The following is a 15,424-nucleotide window of genomic DNA, read 5'->3' as shown; positions in this document are numbered from 1 at the left end:
TGCGATGAAAGCGCACCGTTACGACTGGTGCTGTTTGTGGTGCTGAATGACTTCAGCGATGATGAAGTTGAGGAACTTCTTGGCGAATTCCGGGTCGAGATCGGCCTGGTGCGCCAGGTCTTCGAGACGTGCGATCTGCTGCGCTTCGCGGGCAGGATCGGACGGGGGAAGGTCGTGTTCGGCTTTCAGACGGCCCACCGCCTGCGTGTGCTTGAAGCGTTCGCCAAGCGTATAGACAAGGATCGCGTCGAGCCGGTCGATGCTCTCGCGGTGCTCTTTGAGCAGCCTTGCGGCGCGGGTGGGGGCGTCTTCAGTCAAGCGGAAACCCTTTCGGTTTGAACAGCGGGTCGCAATAGTGGCTGATCTCCAGCTCGATCCCGTCGGCCAGCTGGCCGGATTTCAGAATGGCGGGCGAGGGGTGGCGGTAGACCGCGTCATTGCCGTCGATGGTGGCGGCGCCGTGATCCTTTTTGGCGCCCAGCCGTTCGGCAAGCCGGATCGAATCGAGGTTCTTGGGGTCGATATAGCTCACTGCGCCGTCCCAGCCGCCGGGGCCATAGAGATGGGCGCGCGCGGCATGGGTGGCCTCGAGCGCGAAGCCGTGCCCCGCCTTGTCGGGCCAGATGATCCAGGCGATCTCGCGTTCGGGCCAGCCGGCGGGAAACCAGCCGCCTGCCATGCCATAGGTGGCATCGGTCACCTTGTCGTGGATCATCCACATGCCGAAGCCACGGATGTTCCAATGGCCGATCTCGGCGGCATAGAGCATCCATGCCTCGTAGCGGTTCAATGGCCCGCCCATGAAACGCGACCGGTAAGAGCTGAACGTCGCCTTGAAATCGGGGTAATCCTCGGGCTCGGGCGCGCGCAGCACAAGGCGGCGGGTCTCGAGCACGGGAATGTCGCGGGTGGCCATGTCAGACACCTCCCCGCGCCATGTCACCGGCGCCTTGCCCTGCGGTCAGATGATCGGTCAGCATCGGCATCATTTCTTCTTGCCAAATCCCGACAGGCCCGAGGGCAGGCCCTTGCCGCCGCCCAATCCGCCCAGGCCACCAAGCCCACCCAGACCACCGGGCAGGCCGCCGCCCATCTGTTTGGCCGCCTGTTCCAGCGCCTTGGGGTCCATGCCTTGCAGATCCTCGGGGCTGGGGCCGCCCTTGCCGAACATGCCTTTCATGGCCTGTTTCAGCATGCCGCCCTTACCCATCTTGCCCATCTGCTTCATCATGTCCGACATCTGGCGCTGCATCTTGAGCAGTTTGTTCAGCTCGGACACTTCGAGGCCCGCGCCGCGCGCGATGCGCTTCTTGCGGCTGGCCTGCAGGATCTTGGGATTGGCGCGCTCAGACTTGGTCATCGACTGGATCAGCGCGACCTGCCGCGACAGAACCTTGTCGTCTATGCCGGCGGTTTCCATCTGCTTGGCCATCTTGCCCATGCCGGGCATCATGCCCATCACGCCTTCCATGCCGCCCATCTTCTGCATCTGTTCCAGCTGCATCTTGAGGTCGTTCATGTTGAACTGACCCTTCTGGAAGCGGCGCATCATGCGTTCGGCTTGTTCGGCCTCGATGGTTTGCTGGGCCTTTTCCACAAGGCTGACGATGTCGCCCATGCCAAGGATGCGGCCGGCGATGCGCTCGGGTTCGAAGGTTTCGAGCGCGTCCATCTTCTCGCCAAGACCGACGAACTTGATCGGCTTGCCGGTGACCGCGCGCATCGACAGCGCGGCACCGCCGCGCCCGTCGCCATCCATCCGGGTCAGCACCACGCCGGAGACGCCGATCTTGTCGTCGAATTCCTCGGCCACGTTGACCGCGTCCTGACCGGTCAGGCCATCGACGACCAGCAGCGTTTCGCGTGGGTTGGCCACGTCGCGCACGGCGGCGGCCTGCGCGATCAGGTCGGCGTCGATATGCAGCCGGCCCGCGGTGTCCAGCAGGTAGACATCATAGCCGCCAAGGCTGGCCTGGGTCTTGGCGCGCTTGGCGATGGTCACCGGGTCTTCGCCCTTGACGATCGGCAGCGTGTCGACGCCGATCTGGCGGCCAAGGATCTCGAGCTGTTCCATCGCGGCGGGGCGGTTCACGTCGAGCGAGGCCATCAGCACGCGCTTGCCGTCGCGATCCTTGAGGCGCTTGGCCAGTTTCGCGGTCGTGGTCGTCTTGCCCGAGCCTTGCAGGCCCACCATCAGGATCGGGGCGGGCGGATTGTCGATCTTGAGCGCGCCGGGCTCGCCTTCGCCGGTCAGGGTCTCGACCAGCGCGTCATGCACGATCTTGACCACCTGCTGGCCCGGCGTGACCGAACGGGTCACCGCCTGACCGGTGGCCTGATCCTGCACCTTCTTGATGAAGTCGCGCGCCACCGGCAGCGAGACATCGGCCTCCAGCAGCGCGACACGCACCTCACGCAGGGCGGTCTTGACGTCGTCGTCGCTCAGCGCGCCCTGTTTGGTCAGGCGATCGAGAACGCCGGACAGGCGGTCTGACAGATTTTCAAACATCCCAAGCGCTCCTTCTTTCGCCCGTTTCGTTCTGATCCTTCAGATAAGAAGAACCGCCTCAAATGCCAATCTCCCCCGTGGGCGCAACGCGCTGACGGGGGGCGATCCCGGCCAAAGGCCATGGGACCGGAAGCTCGATGGACTTCCGGATTAATGCGCGCTGTTACTGCGCGCGCCCGGCCCTGTCAAGACCGGGCGCATCTGGCGGCGGCTCAGGCGGCCTGCAGCTCGCCGATCTGGTCCAGCGCGCGGGCAAGGCTTGCGTCGGCGTCCAGCGCCAGCTGATCGGCGGCCACCACGGTCACGTCGGTGATCCCGACAAAGCCGAGGATGTGGCGCATATAGGTCGAGGCGTAGTCGATCTCGGCGCCCGCCTGCGTGCCGCCCGAGGCCATCGCAAGGATCGCGCGCTTGCCGGTCAACAGACCTTCCGGGCCGGTTTCGGTATAGCGGAAGGTAACACCGGCGCGCGCCACATGGTCGATCCATGCCTTCAGCGCCGAAGGCACGCCGAAATTGTAGACCGGCAGCCCGATCACCAGCTTATCGGCGGCGCGCAGCTCGTCGATCAGGCTGTCGGACAGCGCAAGCGCCTTCGCTTGTGTGGCGGTGCGGTTGGCCTCGGGGGTGAAATTGGCGCTCACCCAGTCCTCGGTCAGATGCGGCAGCGGGTCCGCGGCCAGATCGCGATGCCGCACATGGGCGGCGGGCCAAAGGGCGGCGATGCGCCCGGTCAGATCGCGGGTGACAGAGCCTTGGGCGCGCGCCGAGGCGTCGATACGAAGAATGCTATGGGTCATCAGTGTGGTCCTGTGCGATTGGGGGTGTATTGCGTCACCGCGTTAATTAGCCTGTGCCTTTTCAAACGCAATCTTTCGTGAGAAACATTAAGTGTTGAGATTTGCACATTTGTTATCGGAGCCTTCATGGACAACTGGGATGAAATCCGCACCGCCTTCAACGTGGCCCGCATCGGTACGGTCAGTGGTGCCGCCGAGGTGCTTGGCGTGCATCACGCCACGGTCATCCGCCATATCGACGCGCTGGAGCAGCGCCTTGGGGTCAAGCTGTTTCAACGGCACGCGCGCGGCTATACCCCGACCGAGGCGGGCGAGGATCTGTTGCGCGTGGCGCAGGCCACCGATGACCAGTTCTCGCAGCTTGTCGGGCGCATCAAGGGGCGTGGCAACGATGTCTCGGGCGAGCTGGTGGTTACCTCGCTTGGCGGGCTCAGTCATCTTCTGGTTCCGGTCCTGACCGAGTTTCAGGCCGAATTCCCTGATATCATCGTGCGCTACCTGACCGGTGACCGGCTCTTTCGGCTGGAATATGGCGAGGCGCATGTGGCGATCCGCGCCGGTGCCGTACCCGATCAGCCCGACAACGTGGTACAGCCCTTCTTTCATCAGAAGATCACGCTTTTCGCCTCTGACTCCTATGCTGCGCGCCACGGTCTGCCGCAATCCGAGGCCGAGATGTCCGGGCACCGTTTCGTCGGGGCCGATGACCCCAATTCCCGCGCGCCGTTCTTTCGCTGGATGCGCGAGACGATCCCGGCGGCCAATATCGTGTTCCGCAGCGGCGACGTGCATGCGCAGCGCCGCGCGATCAAGGAAGGCGCAGGCATCGGCTTCATGTCGCGGCTGCAGGCGCGCGAGATGGGCGGCCTGATCGAGGTGGTCCCCCCGCGCGAGGACTGGGCCGCACCCCTGTGGCTGGTGACCCATATGGACCTGCACCGCACCACCAAGGTGCAATCCTTCCTGTCCTTTCTCAAGAAACGCGCCCGCGATTGGGATGACGCATGAGCGACCGGCTTCGCGGCCATCTTGCGATGCTCACCTTCTCGGCGCTGATCGCGGGGTCTTTCGCGCTTGGCTCCATGGCGGCGAACGAGATCGCGCCGACGGCTCTGAATGCGGTGCGCTTCGTGATCGCCGCCTGCCTTCTGGGGGCGGCGGCCCATGCCACCCATGGCCTGTCGCGGCCCGCGTTCCGGGCGCCGTGGCGCTATCTGATCCTTGGCGGGTCGATGGGGCTGTACTTCGTGCTGATGTTCGAGGGGCTGAAAACCGCGCGCCCTGTGTCGGCGGCGGCGGTGTTCACCCTGACGCCGATGATCGCGGGGCTCTTCGGCTATCTGCTGCTGCGTCAGGCGATGACCCGGCGCATGGCGCTTGCGCTCAGCGTCGGGGGCGCGGGCGCGCTCTGGGTGATCTTCGAGGCGGATTGGGCGGCTTTGGCGGCCTTTCAGGTGGGTCGCGGCGAGGCGATCTATTTCCTCGGCTGTGTGGCCCATGCCTTTTATACGCCGATGGTGCGCAAGCTGAACCGGGGCGAGCCGCCGGTCGTGTTCTCCTTTGGCGCCATGGTGGCCGCGGCCCTTCTGGTCACGGGCGCGGGCTGGCCCGCGCTGCGCGCGACCGACTGGGGGGCATTGCCGCCGATCGTCTGGATCACGCTGGCCTATGTGACGGTGGCGGCGACGGCGATCACCTTCGTTCTGCTGCAATACGCGTCGCTCAGGCTGCCAAGCGCCAAGGTGATGGCCTATACCTATCTGACCCCGGTCTGGGTGATCTGCTGGGAGGCGGCTTTGGGCAATGGCGTGCCGCCTGTGATGGTGATGATCGGCGTGGCGATGATCCTGACGGCGCTTGTGCTGCTGCTCAAGGACGAGCACCCGGCCTAGTCAGTCCTCGTTGGGCAGGGCCGCGTCACCGCCGGACAGCTCGGCCGCCAGGAATTTCTCGAACGCATCGAGGTTCACCGCCTCGAACTGCCCGAAGCTCTGCATCCAGATGCTCGCGTCGCGCAGGGCGTCGGGTTCCAGCTTGCACCATTTCACCCGCCCGCGCCGTTCCTGGCTGATAAGCCCCGCGCGGCTGAGAATCCCCAGATGCTTGGAAATCGCGGTCAGCGACATCTCGAACGGTTCGGCCACGTCGGTCACGGCCATGTCATCCTCGAGAAGCATCGACAGGATTGCCCGTCTGGTGGGGTCGGCCAAGGCCTGAAAGGTGATATCGAGCTGTTCGGACATGCAGGCCATAAAGCGCGGCGCCTGTCATTCGTCAACCATTTGGTTGAATATGCCGAAACGACCGGAACGGCGCTGCAGGCGGCTGCGGCACAATACCCCGGCTCTTGTGGCGCTGATCTTTATTAAATTTTTTCAGATACTTAACGCTGCCCTTGCGGGTCTTCACGCGCGCTTGACTCACTGCCATCCGCCGCATAGCAAAGGCACAACCGTTCCAAGGGGTAAACCATCGTGACAGATCCCGACCAAAGCGAGCGCCTGGCGCAGCTTGAGGACAGGATCGCGGCTCTGAAAAAGAAGAAAGAGCCGCGTCACCATTCCGAGGAACACTACAGTCAGGCGCAGGTCGCCTGGCGGATGGTAACGGAACTTGTGGCCGGTCTGATGATCGGCTTCGGCATGGGATACGGGCTTGATAGCCTGTTCGGGACGATCCCGATCTTCCTCGTGCTGTTCACATTGCTGGGTCTGGCCGCGGGCATCAAGACGATGATGCGCAGCGCAGACGAAATCCAGCGCAAGAAGCTGGCCGAAGAGGCCGAAGACATTGCGCCCGGGTCGGGCGACGACAAGAGGACGAAAGATGGCGACTGAAGCGAAGGGCGAAGCAGGCGGTCTGGTGTTCCACCCGATGGATCAGTTCATCGTGAGCCCGCTGTTCGGAGACGGCCCGGTGGGTCTTTTCACGATCACCAATGTGACACTCTGGATGGCGCTGACCATCATCGCCGTCATCGCGCTGATGGTTCTGGGCACCTCCGGGCGCTCGACCATTCCGGGTCGGATGCAGTCGATCGGCGAGCTGGCTTACGGCTTCATCTACAAGATGGTCGAGGATGTCGCCGGCAAGGACGCCGTGGGCTTCTTCCCGTATATCATGACGCTGTTCATGTTCATCGTCTTCGCCAACTTCCTTGGCCTGATCCCCGGCTCGTTCACCACCACGTCGCATTTCGCCGTGACGGTCGTGCTGGCGCTGCTGGTGTTCATCACCGTCACCGTCGTGGGCTTCGTCAAGAACGGCGCGGCCTTCCTTGGCCTCTTCTGGGTTAGCAGCGCGCCTCTGCCGCTGCGCCCGATCCTCGCCATCATCGAGGTGATTTCCTACTTCGTGCGTCCCGTCAGCCACTCGATCCGTCTTGCCGGCAACCTGATGGCCGGTCACGCGGTGATCAAGGTGTTCGCCGGCTTCGCCGCGATCGCGGCGGTCAGCCCGCTGGCGATCCTCGGTGTGACCGCGATGTACGGGCTCGAAATCCTGGTGTCCTTCATCCAGGCCTATGTCTTCACGATCCTGACCTGCGTGTATCTCAAGGATGCGCTGCATCCCTCGCACTAAGGTCGAACCGCTCAAACATACCTACAACTTCCAATCGTAAGGAGAATACATCATGGAAGGTGAACTCGCACATATCGGCGCAGGTCTCGCAGCAATCGGTTCCGGCGCAGCCGCAATCGGTGTGGGCAACGTGGCAGGCAACTTCCTGTCCGGCGCTCTGCGCAACCCCTCGGCAGCGGCCGGTCAGACCGCGACCCTGTTCATCGGCATCGCATTCGCAGAAGCACTGGGCATCTTCTCGTTCCTGGTCGCTCTGCTGCTGATGTTCGCCGTCTAAGCCTTACGGAACCTTTCCTTACGTGCGGGCGGCTGGCACGACTGGCCGCCCGATAGTGAGACCAAGTTCCGACGGAGGACGCAATGGCGACCGAAACAACCGGGCAGACTGTAAGCACCTGTGTCGTTGACGGCTCTGCCGTCGGCATGCCCCAGCTGTGCTTCGACTGGTGGCCCAACCAGATCTTCTGGCTCACGGTCACGCTGGTCGTGATCTTCTTCTTCCTGTCGCGCGTGGCCCTTCCGCGCATCGCGGCCGTTCTGGCCGAGCGTCAGGGAACCATCACCAACGATCTCGCCGCAGCCGAGGATCTCAAGGTCAAGGCCGTCGAGGCCGAAGAGGCTTATAACAAGGCGCTGGCCAATGCCCGCGCCGAGGCGCAGAAGATCATCGCTCAGGCCAAGGCCGAAATCCAGGCGGACCTGGATGATGCGACCGCCAAGGCCGACGCCGAAATCGCCGCCAAGCTGGCCGAAAGCGAAAAGACGATCGCTGCGATCCGCGACGGGGCGATGGACAGCGTCAAGGAGGTGGCCAAGGACACCGCCAAGGAACTCGTCGCCGCTTTGGGTGGCAGCGCCGATGCGCGGTCGATCACCTCGGCTGTCACTGCAAAGATGAAGGGATAAGCGCCATGAGAGGATCTTCCATGCTGATCGCGCTTGCCGCCACGGTCTCTGCCAGCCCCGCGCTGGCGGCTGCGGGCAAGCCCTTCTTCTCGCTCGAGAATACCGATTTCGTCGTGACGCTCGGCTTTCTGGTGTTCATCGGCATCCTGCTCTACTTCAAGGTGCCGTCGCTTCTGGGTGGGCTTCTCGACAAGCGCGCCGAGGGTATCAAGGCCGAACTCGACGAGGCGCGCGCGCTTCGCGATGAGGCACAGACCCTGCTTGCGGGCTACGAGCGCAAGCAAAAGGAAGTGCAGGAACAGTCCGAGCGCATCATCGCCGCCGCCAAGCAGGAGGCCGCCGAGGCCGCCGAGCAGGCCAAGCTGGACCTCAAGGCATCGATCAAGCGCCGCCTGAAAGCGGCCGAGGATCAGATCGCATCGGCCGAAGCCAACGCGATCCGCGATGTTCGCAACGAAGCCATCCGCATCGCCGTGGCCGCCGCCACCGATGTGATCGCCAAGAACATGACCGCCGCCGACGGCAACAAGCTGATCGACGACGCCATCGGACAGGTCGACGCCAAGCTGCACTGACGCTTGCCGCAGTCCAGGAATGAACAAGCCCGGTCCTGAGTGACCGGGCTTTTTCTTTTGGGCCGGGGGGAGCGGTGAGCGGGGGCTCATTTGTCGGGCGCCGAAAATGAAAGGGGGCCGTTGGTTCGGCCCCTCGATCATTCCTGCCACGTTGACACTGAACACCTTGTGATACGCGAGAGGGCATGTTCCGAGTGCTGCCCGGTCGTCCCGTATCGGAACCGTTGCGAAGATATTGGCGACTCAGATCGAATCGGTCAACGCCTAGTGATTCGATTGTACGAAATTTCCCGCATGAGCGCGAAAGTGACCTGCAAAACGCTCTCGAGAGAGGCGCGGTTGTGACCGGCAGGCGCGTTGCCGGTCCCCTGTCAGCCGTTCTCGCGCAGAACACCGCCCGCCAGATAGAGCGAGCCGCAAATCAGGATGCGTGCCTTGGGGTCCGCGGACGTGATCCGCTTCACCGCGTCCAGCACGGTGTTTGCCACATGCGCTTCCATCCCGGCGGCGCGGGCGGCGGCGGCGGTCGTCTCGGCGGGCAGGGTATTGGCCTCGCCGGGTATCGACACTGCGGTCAGGCTGGCCGCCTGCGCCGCCAGCGGCGCCAGGTAGCCCGCGATATCCTTGGTGTTCAGCATCCCGCAGATCAGATGCGTGGGCCGTGCGGGCAGGGTGGCCAGATGTCGCCCGAGCGCCTGTCCCGCCGCCGCGTTATGCCCGCCATCAAGCCACAGCTCGGCCTCGGGCGCGGCCTCGATCAGCGGGCCGTGCCGCAGCTTCTGCATCCGGGCGGGCCATTCGGCGCGGGTGACCGCAGCCTCCTGTGCAGCCTCTCCCAGACCCAGATGGCGCAGCGCCGCCAGCGCGGCGCCGGCATTGTCGATCTGGTGCGCGCCCGGAAGATTGGGCAGCGGCAGATCGGCCAGCCCGGTTTCGTCCTGAAACACCAGCCGCCCGTGATCCTCGCTGACATGCCAATGCTGCCCCTGCGCGATCAAGGGCGCGCCAAGCGCCTGCGCGCGGGCCTCGATCGCGGCCTCCGCCGCCTCTTCCTGCGGGCCGACGACGCAAGGAACGCCGCGCTTGAGGATCCCGGCCTTTTCGCCTGCGATCTTGGCAATCGTGTCGCCCAGATATTGCTCGTGATCCATCGACACCGGGGTGATGACTGTGAGGGCAGGGCGCGGGATCACATTCGTCGCATCCAGCCGCCCGCCAAGACCCACCTCGAGCAGGGTGTAATCGGCTTCGATGCGCGACATCGCCAGGAACGCGGCACAGGTGGTGATCTCGAAATAGGTGATCGGCTCGCCGCCATTGGCGGCATAGCATTCGTCGAGAACGGCGCTCAGATCGGGTTCCGAAATCAGCTCTCCGGCCAGCCGGATACGTTCGTGAAACCGCGCCAGATGCGGCGAGGTATAGGCATGGGCGCGCAGCCCCGCCCCCTCGATCCCGGCGCGGATCATCGCCAGCGTCGAGCCCTTGCCGTTGGTGCCTGCGATATGGATCACCGGCGGCAAGCGGTCCTGTGGGTTGTCCAGCCGCTCCAGCAGACGCCAGACCCGGTCCAGCGTGAGGTCGATGATCTTGGGGTGCAGCGCCATCATCCGTTCAAGGATGGCGTCGGAATGAAGGCCGCTCATTCGGTGGCGTTTGGCTTGTCGGTCTGCACGTCAGCCGTCTGCGTCTCGGCGCCGCCGGTTGCGGCCTCGTTCCCGGCATCGGCATCGGCTTCGGGCGCTGGCAATTCGCCCCTGACAGCAGGGGACAGGCCCAGAAGCATCCGGGTGATGGTGATCAGTTCGTTGCGCATCTGGCCGCGCGGCGTCACCCGGTCCAGCATCCCGTGATCCAGCAGGTATTCGGCGCGCTGGAACCCTTCGGGCAGTTTCTCGCGGATGGTCTGCTCGATCACGCGCGGCCCGGCAAAGCAGATCAGCGCATTGGGTTCGGCGATATGCACATCGCCCAGCATCGCATAGGACGCGGTGACGCCCCCCGTCGTGGGATGGGTCAGCACCACGATATACGGCAGCCCTGCCTCCTTGAGCATCTGGATCGCCACCGTGCTGCGCGGCATCTGCATCAGGCTCAGGATCCCTTCCTGCATCCGGGCGCCCCCGGCGGCGGAAAACAGAATCAGCGGGCGGTTCATCTTCACCGCTTCCTGCGCGGCGGCGATGATGGCATTGCCCACATACATCCCCATCGAGCCGCCCATGAAGCTGAAATCCTGCGCCGCCGCCACGATTGGCGTGCGGCCCATCTCGCCATGGGCGACCAGCATGGCCTCTTTCTCGCCGGTGGCTTTCTGCGCGGCTTTCATGCGGTCGGGATATTTCTTCTGGTCGCGGAATTGCAGCGGATCGACCACAGGCGCAGGCACCGCGATCTCCGAGAAAATCCCGCCGTCGAACAGCGCCTTGAACCGGTCGCGCGGGCTGATCGGCATATGGTGGCCGCAATTCGTGCAGACGTTCAGATTGTCGCTCAATTCGCGGTGAAACAGCATGGTGCCGCAGTCATCGCATTTGGACCACAAGTTCTCGGGCATCTCGCGCCGCGAGAAGATCGAGTTGATGCGCGGGCGCACGTAATTCGTGATCCAGTTCATGCGGCGGTGTCCCCTTTTGCCTCGCTGCCTTCAGATAATGGGCTGATGCGCGGAATGCAATCAGCAGCGCATCGCGACCCGCGCCGCCAGCCAGCTGCACGCCAGCATCATCAGGTCGATGGGAAACCACTGCCACAGCACGTCGTCATCGCCCAATGAGAACGGATAGACATACAGCGCCAGCCCATCGAAATTGCCCCCCGGCGCCGCGATCAGCACCGCGCCAAAATTGTTCACCAGATGCAGCGCGATCGCTGGTCCAAGCGTGCCCGACCGCGCCGTGAGATCCGCCGCCGCCAGCCCGAAACCAAAGGCCCAGCCCACCACCAGCCAGGTGTTCGTCCCGTTTGTCACCGGATCGTAATGCAGCATCGCGAAAAGCGCCGAAGGCACCCCCATCCAGACCGCCGGATGGCTGACCCATGCGGCAAGCTGGCTTTGCAGATAGCCGCGAAAGGCAATCTCTTCGGCGCTGGTCTGGATCATCAGTCCGATCAGCCCCAGCGGCAGCAACAGCAGCCAGCGCCCGAAGGGCATGTTGGGCTGGGGGGCGGTGCTGGCATCGCCCGGCAGCAGCATGACCACCGCGAACAGCATCAGCAGCGCCACCGTCACCTGTCGGAACTGCCGCAGCGCCAGCGCGGGCGGCCCGATCAGCTCGCGCAGCCTGCGCCGGTGCAGCACCTTCAGCGTGATCGCCAGCGCTACAATCAGCAGCCCGAACAGGAACAGGTTGATGAGCACACCCGCCGGCGTTGCGCCCTGCATCATCCCGTCTGCCAGCCTGTCCCAGGCTTCCGGACCAATCACCGCACGATAGAGCCGCGACCAAAGCCGGCTTAAGCTGATGAACAGCACCGCCGTCAGCACGACCCCGGCCAAAAGCCGCAAGGGATGCGCCGAGGGTCGCGCCGGGACGACCAGCTGTTCATGGGGCTCATAGCTCATGCTTGGACGCTAAAGCATCGCGGGGCCGCGCGAAACAGTCATCGCGCCACGCGCCAAGTCGCCCTTGTCCAGCGATGCCGCGTCACTTAAACCGGGTTGCAACATTGTCCGGGAGGCCCTGATGACCAAATTCGACAAATCCAAACTGCCCAGCCGTTACGTGACCGAAGGACCGGCCCGCGCGCCGCATCGGTCCTATTACTACGCCATGGGCATGACCGAGACCGAGATCCATCAGCCGCTGGTCGGCGTGGCCACCTGCTGGAACGAGGCAGCCCCCTGCAACATCGCGCTCAACCGTCAGGCGCAGGCCGTCAAGGGCGGCGTCAAGGAAGCGCATGGCAGCCCGCGTGAATTCACCACGATCACCGTGACCGACGGGATCGCCATGGGCCATGAAGGGATGCGCAGCTCGCTTGCCAGCCGCGAGGCGATTGCCGACACCGTCGAGCTGACCATGCGGGGCCATTGCTATGACGCGCTTGTGGGTCTTGCGGGCTGTGACAAGTCGCTGCCGGGCATGATGATGGCGATGGTGCGGCTCAATGTGCCGTCGGTGTTCATCTATGGCGGGTCGATCCTGCCGGGCAAGGCGCCTCAGGTGAACGAAATCCCCGAAGAATTCCGCAACCGTGATCTGACGGTGCAGGACATGTTCGAAGCCGTCGGTTGGCACCAGAATGATCAGATGTCCGACAAGGCGCTCGATATGCTCGAACGCGTCGCCTGCCCCTCGGCCGGCGCTTGCGGCGGGCAGTTCACCGCCAACACAATGGCCTGCGTCTCCGAGGCGATCGGCCTTGCGCTGATGAACAGCTCCGGCATGCCCGCGCCCTACGAATCCCGCGACCAATATGCCGAGGCATCGGGCCGCGCGGTGATGAACCTTCTGGAAAAGAACATCCGTGCGCGGGACGTGGTCACGCTCAAGAGCCTGCAGAACGCCGCACGCGTCGTGGCCTGCACCGGCGGCTCCACCAATGCGGGCCTGCACCTTCCGGCCATCGCCCATGAGGCGGGGATCGACTTCTTCCTCGAAGATGTCTGCGAGATTTTCCGCGACACGCCCTATTTCGTCGATCTCAAGCCCGGTGGTCAGTATGTGGCCAAGGATCTCTATGATGCGGGCGGCATTCCCGTCGTGATGAAAGAGCTGCGCAAGGCCGGGCTCATCCACGAGGATTGCATCACCGCCTCGGGCCGTTCCATCGGCGAAGAGCTTGACCTGATCGAACGCGAGGCCGATGGCCGCGTGATCTATCCGATCGAAAAGCCGATCACCAAGACCGGCGGCGTCGTCGGCCTCAAGGGCAATCTTGCGCCGCAGGGCGCCATCGTGAAGGTCGCGGGCATCGCCCCCGAGCATCAGGTCTTCACCGGCCCGGCGCGCGTGTTCGAATGCGAAGAGGACGCGTTCGAGGCGGTCAAGGCACGCCAGTACAAGGAAGGCGAGGTCATCGTGATCCGCAACGAAGGCCCCGCAGGCGGCCCCGGTATGCGCGAGATGCTGTCCACGACCGCCGCGCTGTCCGGGCAGGGCATGGGCAAGAAGGTCGCTCTGATCACCGATGGGCGCTTTTCGGGCGCCACACGCGGGTTCTGTGTGGGCCATGTCGGCCCCGAAGCGGCGCATGGCGGCCCGATCGCCCTGATCCAGACCGGCGATGTGGTCACCATCGACGCGATCAAGGGCGAACTGAGCGTCGATCTCTCGGACGAGGAACTGGCCAAGCGCAAGGAAAACTGGGCCGGCCCGCGCGAGACGATCTATGCCACCGGTGCGATCTGGAAATTCGCGAAGCTTGTGGGCGAGACCTACAAGGGGGCTGTGACCCATCCCGGCGGCAAGGCCGAGCGGCATGTCTACATGGACCTTTGACGGGCCAGCGGCCCGGCGCATGGTGCGCCGGGCCTTTGTGCTTGGTGTGTGTCTGTCACTTGCGGGTTGCGTGATCGCGCCTCAGACCCGGTCGCAGTCGGATGTGTTGCAGCAGGTGGCGCTTTATGATGGCGAAGTGGTGGTCTCCGGGCCGCCGGGCTATTGCATCGATGGCGCGCATATCCGGCGCGGTGCCTCGGGGGCCTTCGTTCCGATGGCCAGTTGCGAAAGCCTGACAGGTACGCCGGGCGTGCCCGTGCAGGCGGCTCTGATGACCGTGTCGGTGCTGCCGCGCACAGGCGCCCCCGCCCAACGTCCCACCGCGCAAGAGATTGCCGCCTCGATGGCACCCATCGAGGCGCTTGACGTGATCGACGGCCCGGATCTGTCGATGGTCCGCTTCGCCATGGGCGGCGGGCAGCTCCTGCCGGGCGGCGATCCGCGCTACTGGCGGGGCGGTATGGTCATCAACGGGCATCTTCTGGGCCTTTCGGTCTACGGACCCGCGGGCAGCTCTCTTGCCGGCACGGACGGGCGGCGCCTTTTGTCGGATCTGGCTCAGGCGCTGCAGGCGGGTAGCCCCGATCTGGTCCTCGTTTCGGCCTCCGAGAGCGCGACATCAGAGCCTCCCGCCCAGACCCCGGACGCCGCTCCCGAGCCATCGGACGACTCAGGCGCGGACACATCCTCCACCGATCCCGATACCGACCCGCGCCCAACCGGGTTGCGCTCGCTATTGAGTGGATTGTTTCGGAATTCAGGTTAGTGCTATGACAGATCGTGTCGGGACAAGTTGGGCGGGTCGAGCCGGGATGACATCTGCATGATTTACAAGGGCACTGCCGTTCTGGACTGGCTCATGCATCGGCGCAATTTGCGTCGCTGGCGCAAGGTGGCCCGCAAGGCTCATGACCTCAGCCTGTCGCAATTGCGCATCGAGCGTGGGCGCGCCCGTCACCTGCGGCACAGTCTGAACGAGGTGATCTCGGTGGCCGACAACCGTCTGGCCTTGCCGATGATCGGCTCGAACATCTTTCACAAGCCGCATGGCACCGACTGGTCATGGCGCCCGAACCTCTGGTGCCAGCCTCTGGCGATGCCCGGCATGTCCACCGTGGCCAGCAAGACCCGCCTCGGCGATGTGGTGACATTGTATCACGATTGCGAACAATCCGAACTCACCCTGCGCCAGGTCCGAAACCAGAGCGAGGCCGATCTTGCCCCGTTCGGGCTGCGCATGGACGTGTTCCGCTTCGACGGCTCTTTCCTGTCGCTGTTGCTGGATCTGCCCGAGCAGGCGATGATGGGCCTCCAACGCCGCCACCTGATCCGGCTCGACACGATCATCGAACTGGAAAAGCCGATCGAGATCTTCATCCGTCTCAACATCAAGCACGGCCCGAACACCGAACAGCTCGTGCGCGAATTGCCCCTGCACGAAGACGAGATCGCCGTCGAATTCGATCTGGCCTATTCCAACATCAACGAAAAGCGGGTCGAGCGCGCATGGGTCGATCTGATCTTCGAGAACCCGCAGATGAGTCAGGTGATCATCCGCGACCTGACCTTCTGCCGTCACCCCCGCGCCGAGTTCTGATCCAGAGGTTT

Annotated in this window: 18 protein-coding genes; 10 read left to right on the top strand and 8 right to left on the bottom strand. The window is 64.2% G+C overall.

From position 1 onward, the window contains the following. Nucleotides 1-18: 18 nt before the first annotated feature. The 4 genes from F3H35_RS01550 to F3H35_RS01535 all read right to left on the bottom strand — a co-directional run bounded on the left by F3H35_RS01550 (nt 19) and on the right by F3H35_RS01535 (nt 3,309). Nucleotides 19-318 (bottom strand): chorismate mutase, encoded by a 300-nt coding sequence (locus F3H35_RS01550; protein WP_007816430.1) that lies wholly within the window; start codon nt 316-318, stop codon nt 19-21. Next, entirely contained in the window at nt 311-916 is a 606-nt protein-coding gene (locus F3H35_RS01545; protein WP_149777901.1) for a GNAT family N-acetyltransferase, read from the bottom strand. The genes F3H35_RS01550 and F3H35_RS01545 overlap by 8 nt, the downstream gene beginning before the upstream one ends. Nucleotides 917-985: 69 nt before the next feature. Beyond that, complete coding sequence (ffh, locus tag F3H35_RS01540; protein WP_149777900.1) at nt 986-2,509, bottom strand: signal recognition particle protein; 1,524 nt, start codon at nt 2,507-2,509, stop codon at nt 986-988. A gap of 212 nt (nt 2,510-2,721) precedes the next feature. Continuing rightward, nucleotides 2,722-3,309, bottom strand: coding sequence for an FMN-dependent NADH-azoreductase (locus F3H35_RS01535; protein ID WP_149777899.1), 588 nt, complete (start codon nt 3,307-3,309; stop codon nt 2,722-2,724). Between the two features lie 126 nt (nt 3,310-3,435). Here F3H35_RS01535 and F3H35_RS01530 point away from each other — a divergent pair, with 126 nt between their 5' ends. Further along, nucleotides 3,436-4,317 carry a LysR family transcriptional regulator gene (locus F3H35_RS01530; RefSeq protein WP_149777898.1) on the top strand — a complete coding sequence of 294 codons (882 nt, stop codon included), beginning with the start codon at nt 3,436-3,438 and terminating at the stop codon, nt 4,315-4,317. Further along, nucleotides 4,314-5,201 carry a DMT family transporter gene (locus F3H35_RS01525; RefSeq protein WP_149777897.1) on the top strand — a complete coding sequence of 296 codons (888 nt, stop codon included), beginning with the start codon at nt 4,314-4,316 and terminating at the stop codon, nt 5,199-5,201. The genes F3H35_RS01530 and F3H35_RS01525 overlap by 4 nt, the downstream gene beginning before the upstream one ends. Here the strand turns inward: F3H35_RS01525 and F3H35_RS01520 are convergent, their stop codons facing one another. Further along, nucleotides 5,202-5,552: an ArsR/SmtB family transcription factor gene (locus F3H35_RS01520; protein ID WP_149777896.1), complete on the bottom strand. Its 351-nt coding sequence runs from the start codon at nt 5,550-5,552 to the stop codon at nt 5,202-5,204. Between the two features lie 231 nt (nt 5,553-5,783). On the opposite strand from F3H35_RS01520, the gene F3H35_RS01515 reads away from it, so the two are divergent. The 5 genes from F3H35_RS01515 to F3H35_RS01495 all read left to right on the top strand — a co-directional run bounded on the left by F3H35_RS01515 (nt 5,784) and on the right by F3H35_RS01495 (nt 8,372). Next, a complete protein-coding gene (locus tag F3H35_RS01515) occupies nt 5,784-6,146 on the top strand; it encodes an AtpZ/AtpI family protein (RefSeq protein ID WP_007816447.1) in 363 nt (120 codons plus the stop codon). Further along, nucleotides 6,136-6,891 carry a F0F1 ATP synthase subunit A gene (locus F3H35_RS01510; RefSeq protein WP_149777895.1) on the top strand — a complete coding sequence of 252 codons (756 nt, stop codon included), beginning with the start codon at nt 6,136-6,138 and terminating at the stop codon, nt 6,889-6,891. The genes F3H35_RS01515 and F3H35_RS01510 overlap by 11 nt, the downstream gene beginning before the upstream one ends. A gap of 52 nt (nt 6,892-6,943) precedes the next feature. Next, entirely contained in the window at nt 6,944-7,168 is a 225-nt protein-coding gene (locus F3H35_RS01505; protein WP_007816449.1) for a F0F1 ATP synthase subunit C, read from the top strand. Nucleotides 7,169-7,251: 83 nt separating this feature from the next. After that, nucleotides 7,252-7,797, top strand: a complete 546-nt coding sequence (locus F3H35_RS01500; RefSeq protein ID WP_149777894.1) for a F0F1 ATP synthase subunit B' — start codon at nt 7,252-7,254, stop codon at nt 7,795-7,797. Between the two features lie 5 nt (nt 7,798-7,802). Continuing rightward, entirely contained in the window at nt 7,803-8,372 is a 570-nt protein-coding gene (locus F3H35_RS01495; protein ID WP_223228280.1) for a F0F1 ATP synthase subunit B, read from the top strand. Nucleotides 8,373-8,743: 371 nt separating this feature from the next. On the opposite strand, the gene F3H35_RS01490 is transcribed toward F3H35_RS01495, so the two are convergent. Genes F3H35_RS01490 through F3H35_RS01480 form a run of 3 tightly spaced genes read right to left on the bottom strand, consistent with a single transcriptional unit; the run spans nt 8,744 to nt 11,937 of the window. Next, on the bottom strand, nt 8,744-10,018 hold the full coding sequence (locus tag F3H35_RS01490; RefSeq protein ID WP_149777893.1) for a bifunctional folylpolyglutamate synthase/dihydrofolate synthase: 1,275 nt from the start codon (nt 10,016-10,018) through the stop codon (nt 8,744-8,746). Beyond that, nucleotides 10,015-10,989, bottom strand: a complete 975-nt coding sequence (gene accD, locus F3H35_RS01485) for an acetyl-CoA carboxylase, carboxyltransferase subunit beta (RefSeq protein ID WP_149777892.1) — start codon at nt 10,987-10,989, stop codon at nt 10,015-10,017. Before accD ends, F3H35_RS01490 begins: the two co-directional genes overlap by 4 nt. 60 nt (nt 10,990-11,049) lie before the next feature. Continuing rightward, nucleotides 11,050-11,937 carry a CPBP family intramembrane glutamic endopeptidase gene (locus tag F3H35_RS01480; protein ID WP_149777891.1) on the bottom strand — a complete coding sequence of 296 codons (888 nt, stop codon included), beginning with the start codon at nt 11,935-11,937 and terminating at the stop codon, nt 11,050-11,052. Between the two features lie 121 nt (nt 11,938-12,058). Here F3H35_RS01480 and ilvD point away from each other — a divergent pair, with 121 nt between their 5' ends. Genes ilvD through F3H35_RS01465 form a run of 3 tightly spaced genes read left to right on the top strand, consistent with a single transcriptional unit; the run spans nt 12,059 to nt 15,413 of the window. After that, a complete protein-coding gene (gene ilvD, locus F3H35_RS01475) occupies nt 12,059-13,816 on the top strand; it encodes a dihydroxy-acid dehydratase (protein WP_149777890.1) in 1,758 nt (585 codons plus the stop codon). After that, nucleotides 13,797-14,582 (top strand): hypothetical protein, encoded by a 786-nt coding sequence (locus F3H35_RS01470; protein ID WP_223228279.1) that lies wholly within the window; start codon nt 13,797-13,799, stop codon nt 14,580-14,582. Before ilvD ends, F3H35_RS01470 begins: the two co-directional genes overlap by 20 nt. Nucleotides 14,583-14,639: 57 nt before the next feature. After that, nucleotides 14,640-15,413, top strand: coding sequence for a DUF6478 family protein (locus F3H35_RS01465; protein WP_149777889.1), 774 nt, complete (start codon nt 14,640-14,642; stop codon nt 15,411-15,413). Nucleotides 15,414-15,424 lie beyond the last annotated feature (11 nt).

The sequence above is a fragment of the Roseovarius litoreus genome (assembly GCF_900142765.1).
Lineage (GTDB): Bacteria > Pseudomonadota > Alphaproteobacteria > Rhodobacterales > Rhodobacteraceae > Roseovarius > Roseovarius litoreus.
The sequence above is the reverse complement of the archived record's forward strand: the minus strand, read 5'-3'. Positions and strand labels throughout refer to the sequence as shown.

Excerpts from the sequence above, each read along its gene's own strand:
- F3H35_RS01535 (WP_149777899.1), bottom strand. The coding sequence starts at position 3,309 with ATGACCCATAGCATTCTTCGTATCGACGCCTCGGCGCGCGCCCAAGGC.
- F3H35_RS01510 (WP_149777895.1), top strand. The coding sequence starts at position 6,136 with ATGGCGACTGAAGCGAAGGGCGAAGCAGGCGGTCTGGTGTTCCACCCG.
- F3H35_RS01480 (WP_149777891.1), bottom strand. The coding sequence starts at position 11,937 with ATGAGCTATGAGCCCCATGAACAGCTGGTCGTCCCGGCGCGACCCTCG.
- accD (WP_149777892.1), bottom strand. The coding sequence starts at position 10,989 with ATGAACTGGATCACGAATTACGTGCGCCCGCGCATCAACTCGATCTTC.
- F3H35_RS01495 (WP_223228280.1), top strand. The coding sequence starts at position 7,803 with ATGAGAGGATCTTCCATGCTGATCGCGCTTGCCGCCACGGTCTCTGCC.
- F3H35_RS01520 (WP_149777896.1), bottom strand. The coding sequence starts at position 5,552 with ATGTCCGAACAGCTCGATATCACCTTTCAGGCCTTGGCCGACCCCACC.
- F3H35_RS01505 (WP_007816449.1), top strand. The coding sequence starts at position 6,944 with ATGGAAGGTGAACTCGCACATATCGGCGCAGGTCTCGCAGCAATCGGT.
- F3H35_RS01530 (WP_149777898.1), top strand. The coding sequence starts at position 3,436 with ATGGACAACTGGGATGAAATCCGCACCGCCTTCAACGTGGCCCGCATC.
- F3H35_RS01500 (WP_149777894.1), top strand. The coding sequence starts at position 7,252 with ATGGCGACCGAAACAACCGGGCAGACTGTAAGCACCTGTGTCGTTGAC.
- F3H35_RS01490 (WP_149777893.1), bottom strand. The coding sequence starts at position 10,018 with ATGAGCGGCCTTCATTCCGACGCCATCCTTGAACGGATGATGGCGCTG.
- F3H35_RS01470 (WP_223228279.1), top strand. The coding sequence starts at position 13,797 with ATGTCTACATGGACCTTTGACGGGCCAGCGGCCCGGCGCATGGTGCGC.
- ffh (WP_149777900.1), bottom strand. The coding sequence starts at position 2,509 with ATGTTTGAAAATCTGTCAGACCGCCTGTCCGGCGTTCTCGATCGCCTG.
- F3H35_RS01545 (WP_149777901.1), bottom strand. The coding sequence starts at position 916 with ATGGCCACCCGCGACATTCCCGTGCTCGAGACCCGCCGCCTTGTGCTG.
- F3H35_RS01525 (WP_149777897.1), top strand. The coding sequence starts at position 4,314 with ATGAGCGACCGGCTTCGCGGCCATCTTGCGATGCTCACCTTCTCGGCG.
- ilvD (WP_149777890.1), top strand. The coding sequence starts at position 12,059 with ATGACCAAATTCGACAAATCCAAACTGCCCAGCCGTTACGTGACCGAA.
- F3H35_RS01465 (WP_149777889.1), top strand. The coding sequence starts at position 14,640 with ATGATTTACAAGGGCACTGCCGTTCTGGACTGGCTCATGCATCGGCGC.